The organism is Microbulbifer sp. ABM4_008, from assembly GCF_056311705.1.
Window position 1 is genome coordinate 3,400,869 of sequence record NZ_CM149970.1, and the last position, 13,301, is coordinate 3,414,169.

Annotated in this window: 11 protein-coding genes; all 11 read right to left on the reverse strand. The window is 55.0% G+C overall.

Annotated elements, in window-relative coordinates:
* Positions 1-31: 31 nt before the first annotated feature.
* The 11 genes from ACYX4J_RS14725 to trpB all read right to left on the reverse strand — a co-directional run bounded on the left by ACYX4J_RS14725 (position 32) and on the right by trpB (position 12,878).
* The gene (locus ACYX4J_RS14725) at positions 32-2,062 is read right to left on the reverse strand and encodes a transglutaminase TgpA family protein (RefSeq protein WP_476178663.1); all 2,031 of its coding nucleotides are present in this window, start codon (positions 2,060-2,062) and stop codon (positions 32-34) included.
* Entirely contained in the window at positions 2,062-2,994 is a 933-nt protein-coding gene (locus tag ACYX4J_RS14730; protein ID WP_476176919.1) for a DUF58 domain-containing protein, read from the reverse strand. The genes ACYX4J_RS14725 and ACYX4J_RS14730 overlap by 1 nt, the downstream gene beginning before the upstream one ends.
* Before the next feature lie 82 nt (positions 2,995-3,076).
* A complete protein-coding gene (locus ACYX4J_RS14735; protein ID WP_413664957.1) occupies positions 3,077-3,988 on the reverse strand; it encodes an AAA family ATPase in 912 nt (303 codons plus the stop codon).
* Positions 3,989-4,126: 138 nt separating this feature from the next.
* Positions 4,127-5,308, reverse strand: coding sequence for an O-succinylhomoserine sulfhydrylase (locus ACYX4J_RS14740; RefSeq protein ID WP_282931879.1), 1,182 nt, complete (start codon positions 5,306-5,308; stop codon positions 4,127-4,129).
* A 183-nt stretch (positions 5,309-5,491) separates the two neighbouring features.
* Positions 5,492-6,979 (reverse strand): amidophosphoribosyltransferase, encoded by a 1,488-nt coding sequence (gene purF, locus ACYX4J_RS14745; RefSeq protein ID WP_282931878.1) that lies wholly within the window; start codon positions 6,977-6,979, stop codon positions 5,492-5,494.
* A 45-nt stretch (positions 6,980-7,024) separates the two neighbouring features.
* Positions 7,025-7,519 (reverse strand): CvpA family protein, encoded by a 495-nt coding sequence (locus ACYX4J_RS14750; RefSeq protein ID WP_282931877.1) that lies wholly within the window; start codon positions 7,517-7,519, stop codon positions 7,025-7,027.
* A gap of 241 nt (positions 7,520-7,760) precedes the next feature.
* Positions 7,761-8,405 (reverse strand): SPOR domain-containing protein, encoded by a 645-nt coding sequence (locus ACYX4J_RS14755; protein ID WP_444935390.1) that lies wholly within the window; start codon positions 8,403-8,405, stop codon positions 7,761-7,763.
* Positions 8,386-9,660, reverse strand: coding sequence for a bifunctional tetrahydrofolate synthase/dihydrofolate synthase (gene folC / locus ACYX4J_RS14760; RefSeq protein WP_476176920.1), 1,275 nt, complete (start codon positions 9,658-9,660; stop codon positions 8,386-8,388). Before folC ends, ACYX4J_RS14755 begins: the two co-directional genes overlap by 20 nt.
* Before the next feature lie 77 nt (positions 9,661-9,737).
* Positions 9,738-10,592 (reverse strand): acetyl-CoA carboxylase, carboxyltransferase subunit beta, encoded by an 855-nt coding sequence (gene accD, locus ACYX4J_RS14765; RefSeq protein ID WP_282931874.1) that lies wholly within the window; start codon positions 10,590-10,592, stop codon positions 9,738-9,740.
* A 160-nt stretch (positions 10,593-10,752) separates the two neighbouring features.
* Positions 10,753-11,562, reverse strand: coding sequence for a tryptophan synthase subunit alpha (gene trpA, locus ACYX4J_RS14770; RefSeq protein ID WP_476176921.1), 810 nt, complete (start codon positions 11,560-11,562; stop codon positions 10,753-10,755).
* A gap of 92 nt (positions 11,563-11,654) precedes the next feature.
* The gene (gene trpB / locus ACYX4J_RS14775; RefSeq protein ID WP_108732438.1) at positions 11,655-12,878 is read right to left on the reverse strand and encodes a tryptophan synthase subunit beta; all 1,224 of its coding nucleotides are present in this window, start codon (positions 12,876-12,878) and stop codon (positions 11,655-11,657) included.
* Positions 12,879-13,301: the final 423 nt, after the last annotated feature.

Here is a 13,301-nt window from a genome sequence, read left to right on the forward strand (position 1 = left end):
TTGGCATTCTAGATACGAAATAACTCAATGATTAATAACCTGCCAACTCACGCTTGTGCGGCGTCATATTTGCCGAGTGCCGCAACCAGAAATACCAGCTTGATAGCTTCCGAAGTGTTCTTAGCCCAGAGCCATCACCACCATAGGCGGCAGACTCAAAAGCCTCTGTCACTGCTGCGGCATAACCAGACATCTCCGGTTTTTCCTCGGCAATCCGGCGGGCATAGGATCCTGCAGTCTCACCGGAATGCCGCTGGACCCCATTGCGGGCCATGCGCCGGCAAAAGCGCTGGTAGAGCTTCTCCGCAGGCGCCAACTTGGGTCCTCTTGCAGAGCGGGCTGCCCATAAACTGATACCCAGCAAAAGCACAAGAATCGGTGCCCCCAGTAATAGGGCGATACGCATTGGAGACAGATCACCAAATAGCCGCTGTAACAAATTCTGCTGTCGATCGGCATCGAAGCTCACTACGGTTTGATACCAACGGTAGTTGATCATATCCCACTGTAAGCGCAACTGGCTGAGAATACCGATACGGTGTAGAGGAAATAGGGAGTCCTGCATAAACTCCTCACCGGCTGCACTCTCCAGACCATCGCGCACCCGCTCCGGAGCTACTGCCGCTGTGGGGTCTACACGTTGCCAGCCTTGGCCGTCGAGCCAAATTTCAGCCCAGGCATGGGCGTCGTACTCTCGCACCAATAAGTACTCTTCTCCACTGACCCACTCACCGCCCTGGTAACCAGCCACTACTCGCGCCGGTATCCCCGCTGCGCGCATGGCAAACACATAACTACCGGCAAAGTGCTCGCAGAAGCCCTGCTGGCTATCGAAAAGAAACTCATCAATAGTATCGCCGCCCAGTGCTGGAGGCTTCAGGGTATAAGTGAAAGCATTGTGGAAGTGCGACAGCAGCTGGGAGGAAACCGCCTCAGCACTGAGCCCCTGGTCCCGCAGGGAAGCCATCCACTGACGAGTACGGCTATTGCCGAAACTGGGAAGTTGCAAATTCCTGCGCCGCTCCGCATTGCTGAGAGTAGCACTGAGCGACAGGGTTTCTCTCGGCCAGGAACTTACTTGGTAAGAAAAGCGGTTGAAAACCGGGGTCCGTTTTACCAGGCGATCATCCGTTGCCTCTCCCACACCCGCGCTCTCTGAAGCCGGTTTTGCCATAGCGAATAGCCAGGGGCTGCGGCTCGCTTCCTGGATAACCTGGTAGCGATAACGGGGACCCACTTGCGGAAGCACCTGCTCACCACTTCTCCAATACACTCGCCCGCCATTTCGAGGGTCAACACCATAGCCCTGGCGCCAAGTACGCCCATCAAATTCCGAGTACACCAAGCCCCTCCAGTAGCGCTGCTCAGGCGGGGGCACAGGTCCATCAAAGGAGATACGCAAGGTCGGCTTGCTGGATTTGGAAAGCTCAGTAAAGTCTCCCGGGGCCATCGAATCACTGACACCGGTACGCCCAGCGGAGGTATTCTGCGGCACAGACCAAAGGGGCCCCAGCCTAGGCATAACCAAAAACAACAACACCATTAACGGCGTGGCCTGTGCCACCAACCGCAGGGATAACCCCAGAGCCCGGCGCGGGCGCGCACTAAAGTGTCCCAGCTGCGCCGCCAGGGCTGCAGTAATTACCAACACACTCAGTAAACCGTAAAGTGCATAGGGAATGGTCTGCTCTTGCACAAACAGAGTGGCGGCTACGAAGTAGGCCAGCAGTAGACTGACAAAGGCATCCCTGCGGCTGACCAGTTCGAGATTTTTCAGGGTGAATGACAGCGCCAAGAGTGCAATCATCGGCTCCAAAGCAAACAAGCGCCGATAGGACAGAGCCAGTCCCGCCACCGTCAACAGAATCACTGTCAGTTTAAGAGCGCGGCCGGGTAAATCCCTGCGCCCGCGAAAGACTTCCAGGCGCCAATAAACCGCAAAGGCCCAGGCAAAAGCCACCCACAGTGGCAGCATTGTGAATTGCGGCAAAAGGGCGACAAACTGGGCGGCAAAAATCCACAGCAAACTTTCCCTGGGCAATAAATCCTTATTCGCAATCATCACTGGCCTCGCCCTGGGTACAGGGCCAATGCCTGCAAGACCTGCTGCTGATGCTCGGGACCGAGCGAAGGCTCTATTGAAATGCCAGGCAGGCACAAACCGTATGCAATGCCTTGCTTTTCCGCTTGTAGGGTCCAGTCACAGAGATTGCTCAGGCGCATCTCTATATCCCTACCATCGAGTAAACCCCAGTCGAGCCACAAGCGCGTGTCAGTTTTGCGCTCATAGTCCTTGCTGTAAAGATCGCGTCCGGCCGCATATTGCTTCCAGGCTACATGGCGTAACGAGTCACCCGCTTGATAGGGTTTTAGCGCTGCAAAATCATCTCCCCCCCGCTTCACCTCACCAAACTCCCCCTCGGCAACAGTCTCTCCTAGCGGTAAAGGGCCCGCAGAAATTGGACGGGGGTAAACCAAAAATTCAACATCCAGGTCAATGCGGCTCCAGCAGCGAAATAACCCCAGGGGAAAACGGCTTTCAACCCTCAATCGAGGTGCCTGCACTCGCCCACGTTTTACTACCGGCATAGAGATACAAACATTTGCACTGTTCTGCTCGCACAAATCTACGCGACTGCCCTGCTCCGGTGGCCAACTCAGCTCGAGCCATTCCCGCTCCCGCTTACCCTCACAACTGACACTAATTTCCGCCTCGGCAAAATCACCAGCAAAAGCTGCCCGGGTATCCAGAAGGCGCAAGTGCACGCCACTTAAATTGGCAAAGGTGTGTAGTGGCAGCACCGCCAAAATGCTGACTAACAAAAACGTCAGAGCGAAAACCAGATTGTTTTCATAATTGGTGCCCAGCAACCACAACAATGCCACCACTATTAGAAAACCTAAGCCTGCGCGCGTGGGCAGGATAAATAAGCAACTGTGGTTCAAGGTAATCGCTCGGGCCCGCGGTGCCCGGCGACTAAGCCAGCGCTGCATAAGGTTGCGCCAATATTCCACCAGTAGGTGTATCGGATTGCGGGAAGGGTTCCGACGTTGGGGGTGACTTACACTCATCGACTCAGGCCGCGATCACATCCACTTGGCGCATCAAACGCTCAACCAACTGCTCGCCGTTGCTGCCATCGCTCTGTAATCGATGTCCTGCCACCGCCGGCAACACAGCCTGGATATCCTCCGGCAAAACATGGCCGCGATTGTGAATCAACGCCCAGGCTTTGGCTGCGCGTAAAAGGGCCAAAGCGCCTCGGGGTGATAAACCCACTGCGCAATCCGGGCTCTGGCGGGTTTGCAAAACCAGTCGCTCAAGGTAATCCAACAGACTGTCAGAAGTTTTCACCTGCGTAACCAGGTTTTGCATTTTTCCGAGTGTGGCGATATCGATTCTGGGCTTTAACTTTGCCAGCTGCTGCCTCGGATCGGCCCCCAAATACAAAGCTCGTTCCGCCTCCCGGGTGGGATAGCCGAGACTAATACGCATTAGAAAGCGATCCAACTGGGATTCCGGCAATGCAAAGGTGCCCGATTGTTGCATCGGGTTTTGCGTGGCAATCACAAAAAATGGCTGGGGCAGTGTGCGGGTCTCGCCATCGACACTCACCTGGCGCTCTTCCATAGCTTCTAACAGCGCACTCTGGGTCTTTGGCGATGAGCGATTAATCTCATCCGCCAATAACACCTGGCTAAACACAGGTCCCTCGTGAAAGTGAAATTGGCTGGACTCCCGATCAAATATCGAAACACCAAGAATATCCGCCGGCAACATATCACTGGTGAACTGCACCCGCTTATAAGTTAGCCCCAGCACCTGTGCGAGTGCATGGGCCAAGGTGGTCTTACCCATACCCGGTAGGTCTTCGATCAACAGGTGGCCTTTTGATAACAAACAGGCCAACGCCAACTTCACCTGGCGCTCTTTACCCAATAAAACGCTGCCGATATCAGACACTATGGCGGAAACTATTTTTTGCACGGCAAATCCATTACTGCTCAATTTTTCTAAAGGGGGCTATTTCTGCACACCGACAGGGGCGCGACAAAATGCAAACACTACCGGAAGCAGCGAACAGTATTTCACTGTCCGCTAATAATCATAGGTAGCTGGGCGCGCTTATAACTGGGATAATCCACGCATCAGGTCGCGCTTGAGGTCCTCAACATTTTCCAGCCCTACCGAAACACGAATCAAATTTTCGGTAATTCCGGCGCGAGCCTTATCTTCATCACTAAGGCGGCCGTGGGTTGTCGTGGCAGGGTGCACAATAGTGGTTTTTGCATCCCCCAAGTTGGCAGTGCAGGAGAGGATTTTACAATTGTCGATCACTTTCCAGGCAGCTTCGCGACCACCGCGCACAGTAAAACTCAGCACTGCGCCAAAAGCGTCTTGCTGTTCCCGCGCTAGGCGGTGTTGGGGGTGTTTAGGCAAGCCGGTGTAATTCACCTTCTCCACCATCTCCTGCTCATCAAGCCACCAAGCCAAGTCGAGTGCATTGGTACAGTGCGCCTGCATACGCAGCTTTAAAGTTTCCAGGCCCTTGAGGAATACCCAGGCATTAAACGGGCTCATGCTCGGTCCGGCAGTGCGCAGGAAAACCACCAACTCATCCATTACTTCCTTGCGACCAACAGCAACACCGCCCAGGGCCCGGCCCTGGCCATCGAGGAATTTGGTTGCAGAGTGCACCACAATATCGGCGCCCATGGATAGAGGTCGCTGCAGTGCCGGAGTACAAAAACAGTTGTCGACCACCAGCATGGCACCAGCGCTGTGGGCGACCTGTGCCAACGCGCGGATATCGGCTACTTCACACAGAGGGTTGGAAGGCGTCTCCATAAACAGCAGCTTGGTGGAACCATCTACGGCCTGCTTCCAGGCGTCCATATCGGTCAAATCGACATAGCTCACCCGCACGCCAAACTTTTCCATATAGCGGCCAAATAAAGCCGTAGTTGTGCCAAAAACACTGCGGGAACAGATTACATGGTCGCCACTTTTCAGTAGCGCCATACAAATACTGAGAATGGCAGCCATGCCGCTAGCAGTGGCTACTGCAGCTTCACCGCCTTCTAGAGCAGCGATGCGCTCTTCAAAAGTGCGTACTGTGGGGTTGGTATAGCGGGAGTAGACGTTGCCGGAGCTTTCGCCAGAAAAGCGCGCAGCAGCCTCTGCAGCAGAGGGGAAAACATAACTGGAGGTGAGGTAAAGTGCCTCGGAGTGCTCTCCTTCCGGTGAGCGAACCTGGCCGGCGCGCACCGCCAGGGTTTCCAGAGCGTAACCGTCGTCTTCAAACATATACCGCTTCCTGGTCAGTATTTTTGGAAGCAGTCATCTTAACCGAAACGATCTTAACTGGCGCCCTCTTCTGCCGCGAGAAAAGGACGCTTACGCTTTTTTACTATTGGCAGGCTACAAAAACGGTTTTTTTGCCGCCCGCCAATCAGGTGAAGGATATTTAGATATTCCCCCAAGGGCGAATTACAAAGCGTTGGCGTCGGCCTTTTTACGCTTCGCCGTATCATTGCGCTGAGCGTGCAGATCGTTCAGGTATTCCTCGTCCACATCACCGGTGATGTAATTGCCGTCGAATACAGAGCAATCAAAGCGATCAATTTTTTGCTTGCCGCCGCTGGAGCTGACCACCAGATCTTCCAGCTCCTGGTAGATCAACCAGTCTGCGCCAATCTCCTCACAGATTTCCTCGGTGGTGCGACCGTGAGCCACAAGCTCAGTGGCGGAGGGCATATCGATACCGTAGACATTCGGGTATTTTACCGCTGGTGCAGCACTGGCGAAGTACACTTTGGCAGCACCGGCATCGCGGGCCATCTGGATAATCTGCTTACAGGTAGTACCGCGCACAATGGAGTCATCTACCAGCAACACATTCTTGCCACGGAATTCCAGCTCGATGGCGTTGAGCTTCTGGCGAACCGACTTCTTGCGCTGCTTTTGACCGGGCATGATGAAGGTCCGGCCGATATAGCGGTTCTTCACCATACCTTCACGGAATTTCACCCCCAAGCGGTGGGCTACCGTCTGACCTGCCGTGCGGGCAGAATCCGGGATCGGGATAACCACGTCGATATCGTGATCCGGGCGCATGCTGAGAATTTTGTCCGCCAGATGCTCACCCTGACGCAAACGCGCCTTGTGTACCGATACGCCATCCATAATGGAGTCAGGACGGGCAAAGTACACATGCTCAAAAATACAGGGAGTCAAAGACGGGTTATCTGAACACTGCTCGGAGTGCACAGTGCCATCCAGCTCGATATAGAGCGCTTCGCCAGGAGCGACATCGCGCACCAAGGTGTAACCCAGTACGTCCAGAGCCACGGACTCGGAAGCCACCATATATTCGGTGCCCTTCTCGGTTTCACGCTTGCCGTAAACCAGTGGGCGAATTCCGTTGGGATCGCGGAAAGCAACAATACCGTAACCGACAATCAGGGCAACGCAAGCGTAGGCGCCGCGCACGCGCTTGTGTACAGAGCGCATCGCACTGAAGATATCTTCGGCTTTCGGCTGCAGCTTGTGCAACTTGTGCAGCTCGTGAGCGAACACATTCAGCAACACTTCCGAGTCAGAATCTGTATTGATATGGCGCAGATCCTGCTGGAAGATCTCATCGACCACCTCGTGCACATTGGTGAGGTTGCCGTTGTGAGCCATGGCGATGCCGTAGGGGGAGTTCACGTAGAACGGCTGAGCCAGCGCCGGGCCGGAGCTACCGGCAGTGGGGTAGCGGACGTGACCAATACCAAAATTGCCCTTCAGACGCTCCATGTGGCGCGCGCGGAATACGTCGCGAACCAGACCATTGGCTTTCTGCTGGTTCAGGCGATCATCGTCACAGGTAACGATACCGGCGGCATCCTGTCCCCTGTGCTGTAGCAGAGTGAGCCCATCATAGAGCTGCAGATTGACGTCACTCTTACCGACGATACCGACGATACCACACATATATTTGACCCTATTGACTCGAGAAGAGCGCTTTTGGCGCTCTATTTAAAACAACTTTACGAAGAATTCCTTAACGGAGCCCGCCAGCTCCCGCGCACTATCCTCAAACTCGAGGAAATGGGGAATCAGAACAGACTGACTCCACCAGCTGTCCTGTTCCACCGGCACCAATGCCGGGGCCAGGATCAACAGCGCCATCACGACAATGGCTCCCCGCACCAAGCCAAACGCCATTCCCAGCACTCTATCTGTACCGGATAGCCCAGTTGCCTCAACAAAGGCAGAAAGCACCATGTTGAGACCGGCGCCAGCGAGTAAGGTGCCGATAAACAGGATGCCAAAAGCTGCAATCATTTGGAGGGAGGGGGTGTCGACGAGGTTGGATAGCATTGGCGCCAGCTGGTCGCGAAACATCATGGCGACGATAAAGGCGGCAATCCAGGTAAGCAGAGACAAGGTTTCCTTGATGAAACCTCGACTAAGGCCGATAAGCGTGGAGATACCCACAATAGCCAGAATGATCCAGTCAGCCCAATTCATTCAATCCTACCTGCGTGGCGGCTGCTGCCGCGAAGAGCGCGCATTCTAACTGAAGGGACTAAGCGCGTGAAGCCGTAGGCCAACCGATTGGAATTTATTACTTGTAGTACCGCTTTCCCTGGACGTTTGGCGCAGTGGCAATCGGTTAATTGCGAATAAAAGTGCAAAGTGGAAGTCTGCCAGCAAGTTGCCGCCATCCTCCTCGGACTGAAATGGTGGCAACCTGAAGCCAAAGGCCCGATCAGGCCTTGAACTGAAGCACGAGAGTCTGGGCTTTCAGAAGGGTATCCAGTTCTTTTTTCAGCTGATGGGCATCAGCCTTGTTGACCTTTGGCCCAACAAAGACCCGCACCAGGCGACCCTTGTCTGTATCCACTGCCCGAGTATAGGCACTGTAGCCCTCGTTCATCAGGCGCAAACGCAGCTTGTCCGCATTGGACTCATCCCGGTAGGAAGCCACTTGAACCACCCAGGCCACAGGCAGGCCATAGGCATCCACAAGGGGCGAGGCCCCCTTTTTCGGCGCGGCCAGTTTTTCCTCCGGTTCATCACTCTTGGCGATCTCTGACCGCTCCTCTCCCTCATCAGCTACTGGAGCCTTCGGGTTGGAGAAGTTCTCTGGCAGGTCCGGCTGGAAAGCCTCACCCGGCGCCGGTGCAGGCATAGCATCCGCTACCGGTTGCGGCTCGGCAATTTCAATAGGGCGTATATCCGGCTCCGCCGGAATCTGGCTGGTTTCACTGATATTGCCTGCGGCCTCCCGGTCCAACAGGCTGGGCAAGAAAATAACGGCAAGCGCAGCTAACACCAGCGCACCGACAATGCGCTGCTTAAATCCGTCGTTCAATCGCCCTCGGCGGGAGGGTTTACCCTCGCAATTCTCCATTACCTTCGTCTCGCATCTGCTGCAGAACCTCAGCCACAGTAAAGAAGGAACCAAATACAAGCAACCTGTCTTGTGGACCAATGGTCGGCAGCAGCTGTTGTAAACCATCGGCGACGCTTGGACAGCGGCTATCGGCGTTCGTTGCCTCAACACCTGCTGCGGCCAGACCTTCCAGCAAGGTCTCTCCGCTCGCAGCGCGGCTATTACCTGGTAACTCTGCGGGGTGCCAAGCATCCACCACATCCCGCAAAGGCGCGAAGAGTCCCACCAAATCCTTATCGGCCATAGCCGCTACCAGCGCATGGGTCTCACCATCTACAGGGTGATCTGCAAGCCATTTAGCCAAGTGTTCGGCCGCTGCCGGATTGTGCCCCACATCCAATAGCAAGTTGCGCCCCTGCCATTGAACCTGCTGACAGCGCCCAGGCAGGGCAATTTCAGCCAGTGCAGATTCGACCTCACCTTGGGGCAATACATTGAGCAGAGCCAGCGCGGTAATCCCAGCAGCGATACTCGGGCGCGGCAAGTTGATCGGGGGGATAGCAAGTTCCAACTCACCAAAGCGGTAAAGTTCTTTTTTACCCTCTCCCAAATTCAGAGAGAAATCCTGACCTATAAAGTAACTGGAACTGGACAATTTTTCTGCCGCAGACAGCACAGATTGGGTGGGATTGCTATCAGCACAGACAAAAGGCGCCCCAGCACGCAGGATACCGGCTTTCTCACGGCCGATAATTTCCCGGTCACTGCCAAGCCAGTCCTCGTGATCAATGGCAACACTGGTGATAATGGCGAGATCCGCATCCACCAGGTTAACTGCATCCAGGCGCCCACCCAGGCCAACTTCCAGAAGTGCAAACTCGACGCCTGCCCTTTGAAATAACCAGAGCGCCGCCAGGGTGGTGTATTCAAAATAGGTCAGGCTGGTCTCACCGCGAGCAACCTCGATAGCCTCAAACGCCAGCACAAGATCTTTATCGGCAACCTCTTCACCCCCAATACGCACCCTTTCGTTAAAGCGCAGAAGGTGTGGGGAACTATAAGCGCCTACGGAGCGCCCCCCCTTACACAGCAGCGCCTCCATAGTCGCCACGCAGGAACCCTTACCATTGGTGCCCGCCACAGTAATCACTGTCGGTGCCGGTTTCTGGATACCCAGTGCATCGGCCACAGATGCGACGCGCTCAAGACCTAATTCAATTTCGGAAGGGTGCAGCTGCTCCAGACGGGAGAGCCAATCTTGCAGTGAAGGCATAGTTGAAAACATCGATGATGGGGGCTGCAATCAGCGGAAATTAAGCTGATCACAGCATAACCCCAAGGGAATGGAAATCAGTTGCCGGTCAGTTTACCCAATATGCGGGACACTGTAGAGCGCATTTCCTTGCGAGGAATAATCATATCAATTGCGCCGTGCTCCAGCAGGAACTCACTGCGCTGGAAACCTTTCGGCAATTTCTGGCGAATGGTCTGCTCGATAATATTCGGGCCGGCAAAACCAGCGCGCGCTCCGGGCTCCGCTGCATTGATATCACCCAGCAGGGCCAGGGATGCGGAAACACCACCGTAAACCGGATCGGTCATAATGGAGATATAAGGCACACCGGCCATCTTCATTTTTTCCAGCACCGCCGAGGTTTTGGCCATCTGCATCAGGGAGATCAGGGCCTCCTGCATCCGGGCACCACCAGTAGCAGAGAAACAAACTAGCGGGATACGCTGCTCCAAGGCACGCTGAGCGGCACGGGTAAAGCGCTCACCGACCACATAGCCCATGGAGCCACCGTGGAAAGCAAACTCAAATGCTACCGCTACCAGAGGGGCACCATTCAGGCTGCCCTGCATGGCGATCAGGGCATCCTTCTCACCAGTGGACTTTTGTGCCTGTACCAAGCGGTCTTTATATTTTTTAACGTCTTTAAACTTCAGACGATCAACCGGCTGCACATCGGTGGCCAGCTCTTCACGACCTTCCTCGTCGAGGAAGATATCCAGGCGGCGACGGGCGCCGATTCTAAAGTGGTGATCGCACTTGGGGCACACATCCAGATTGCGTTCCAGCTCCGGGCGATAAAGCATCGCATCGCATTTGACGCACTTCTTCCAAACCCCCTCGGGGACCTTGCTGCTGCCGGTGCGACGCTCTGTGCGAATTACCGCAGGGACAATTTTTTCTAACCAGCTCATCTCGTTTCCAAATCCGGAGGCTTTCTTTGGGCCGGCACATTTTACCGACCAGTGGGTTTCAGGCTAGGAATTAAAACACTAAGCTGAACAACAAACCCGGCCAGATCAGCCGCTATTTTTGGCTTTCTGGCCAGCTTTGTGCTTAGACCTATAGCTGCTTTTAGCGATCCAGGGCTTCGCGCATCTCGCTGACAATAGCCCCAACCGCCGTTTTAGCGGCTTCCAGGTCTGCCGCCGCATCTACCGCCGACACCAGCACGCTACCGACTACAGCACCGTCGCCATGGGCACTGACCTGGCGGGCCGAGGTACCATCTTTGATACCGAAGCCAACACACAGGGGCAGATCAGTAAACTGGCGAATATGGTCCAGATTGTTACGCACTGAATCCAAATCCAGGTGGCCTGCTCCGGTAACCCCCTTCAGGGATACATAGTAAACAAAGCCACTGGCAACATCGGTAATTTCACGAATACGCTCTTCAGTGGTGGTAGGCGTCAGCAGGAAGATATTGCGCAGGTTGCGCTCCGCCAAAAAGGCATTCAGGGAATCGGACTCTTCAGCCGGCAGATCTACGGTCAGGGCACCATCGACACCCGCAGTGGACGCCGCTTCAGCAAACTCCAATTCACCCATACGCTGAATAGGGTTGGCATAGCCCATCAGGATTACCGGAGTGTCACTATCCAACTGACGAAATTCTTTCACCAAAGCCAAACATTTACGCAGCGAAGCCCCACTGGCCAGCGCTCGCTCATGCCCCTTCTGAATTACCGGGCCCTCTGCCATGGGGTCGGAAAACGGCACCCCCAATTCAATAACATCGGCCCCGCTGGCCACCAACTTATGCATCAGCGGCACAGTATTTTCCAAGCCGCCATCGCCAGCGACAATATAAGTTACCAGTGCCTTGCGGCCCTCATCGCGCAACTTGGCAAAGCGGCGATCAATTCTATTTTGTTCTGTCACAGTTTATTCCCTGAGCTACTCCTGGCAAAAAGCCAGCTCAATTATTTGATCTTCACCCATTTTGCCCGCCTCAGAGGCGGGCGGTGATATTGCTACACCTCGATACCGTCGATAGCAGCAACGGTGAAAATATCCTTATCGCCTCGGCCGGAGAGATTCACGAGGACATTCTGTTCAGGGCTCATGGAAGCCGCCAGCTTGAGCGCGTACGCGACTGCATGGCTGGATTCCAATGCCGGCAAAATGCCCTCAGTGCGAGTGAGTCGACGGAAGGCATCCAGGGCTTCATCATCATCGGCGGTGACATATTCCACCCGGCCGATATCTTTCAGCCAAGAGTGCTCAGGGCCAACACCCGGGTAGTCGAGCCCTGCAGAAACCGAGTGAGTCTCGATAATCTGGCCGTCGTCATCTTCCATCAGGTAGGTGCGGTTACCGTGCAGAACACCGGGAATACCATCATTCAGTGGTGCAGCATGCTTACCGGAAGCCAGGCCTTCACCGCCGGCTTCGACACCAAACATTTTCACTTCAGCGTCATTCAGGAACGGGTGGAACAGGCCGATCGCATTGGAACCACCACCGACGCAGGCCACCAGCGCATCGGGCAACTGGCCAAAGCGCTCCAAACTCTGGCGACGGGCTTCACGGCCGATAATAGAGTTGAAGTCGCGCACCAATTGCGGATAAGGGTGAGGACCAGCCACAGTGCCGATAATGTAGAAAGTATTATCGACATTGGTTACCCAATCGCGCATGGCTTCATTCATGGCGTCCTTTAGGGTCTTGGAGCCGGATTCCACCGGCACCACTTCTGCCCCGAGCAGTTTCATACGGTATACGTTGGGGGACTGGCGCTTAACGTCTTCCGCACCCATATAAACCGTACACTGCAAACCGAGACGCGCCGCCACGGTTGCCGTAGCCACACCGTGTTGACCAGCGCCGGTTTCGGCAATAACACGGGTTTTACCGCTGTGTTTGGCCAGCAGTGCCTGGCCCACCGTGTTATTTACCTTGTGCGCACCGGTATGGTTCAGGTCTTCCCTCTTAAGCCAGATTCGCGCACCGCCCGCCTGCTCAGTCAGTCGCTCAGCAAGATACAGCGGCGATGGCCGGCCTACGTAGTGCGCCAGATCGTGATCAAAGGCAGCGACAAAATCCGGATCATCTTTCAGGCGGCTATACATTGCCTGAAGCTCATCCAATGCGCTGATCAGCGTCTCCGATACAAAGCGACCGCCGTAGGGACCAAAATGTCCGCTCGCATCCGGGAAGGTGGAAAAATCGATAGCACCTGGCTTACTCACACTCATACTCCGTGGGTCACGTGGGGTTAAAACTTTCTTTCTGTTTACCTACTGTTTGAATAGTTCTCCTTGAACTATTCAAACGTCGCCAGAAAATACTGGCGCAGATGCGTTGATCTGCTGGTATTTGCTGACTCGCGCCGGCCAAGCCGGCAAGCGGCACTTCCCTGTGCCGCTTCAATACTATTAGCCGTAGTTCTCCCTGAACTATTCAAACGTCGCCAGAAAATACTGGCGCAGATGCGTCGATCTGCTGGTATTTACTGGCTCGCGCCGGCCAAGCCGGCGAGCGGCACTTCCCTGTGCCGCTTCAATACTATTAGCCGTAGTTCTTCCTGAACTATTCAAACGTCGCCAGAAAATACTGGCGCAGATGCGTCGATCTACTGGTATTTACTGGCTCGCGCCGGCCAAGCCGGCGGGCGGCAC

Coding starts and splice junctions, on each gene's coding strand:
- ACYX4J_RS14730 (WP_476176919.1), bottom strand. CDS start 2,994: ATGCAGCGCTGGCTTAGTCGCCGGGCACCGCGGGCCCGAGCGATTACC.
- ACYX4J_RS14725 (WP_476178663.1), bottom strand. CDS start 2,062: ATGATTGCGAATAAGGATTTATTGCCCAGGGAAAGTTTGCTGTGGATT.
- accD (WP_282931874.1), bottom strand. CDS start 10,592: ATGAGCTGGTTAGAAAAAATTGTCCCTGCGGTAATTCGCACAGAGCGT.
- purF (WP_282931878.1), bottom strand. CDS start 6,979: ATGTGTGGTATCGTCGGTATCGTCGGTAAGAGTGACGTCAATCTGCAG.
- ACYX4J_RS14750 (WP_282931877.1), bottom strand. CDS start 7,519: ATGAATTGGGCTGACTGGATCATTCTGGCTATTGTGGGTATCTCCACG.
- ACYX4J_RS14755 (WP_444935390.1), bottom strand. CDS start 8,405: ATGGAGAATTGCGAGGGTAAACCCTCCCGCCGAGGGCGATTGAACGAC.
- trpB (WP_108732438.1), bottom strand. CDS start 12,878: ATGAGTGTGAGTAAGCCAGGTGCTATCGATTTTTCCACCTTCCCGGAT.
- folC (WP_476176920.1), bottom strand. CDS start 9,660: ATGCCTTCACTGCAAGATTGGCTCTCCCGTCTGGAGCAGCTGCACCCT.
- ACYX4J_RS14740 (WP_282931879.1), bottom strand. CDS start 5,308: ATGTTTGAAGACGACGGTTACGCTCTGGAAACCCTGGCGGTGCGCGCC.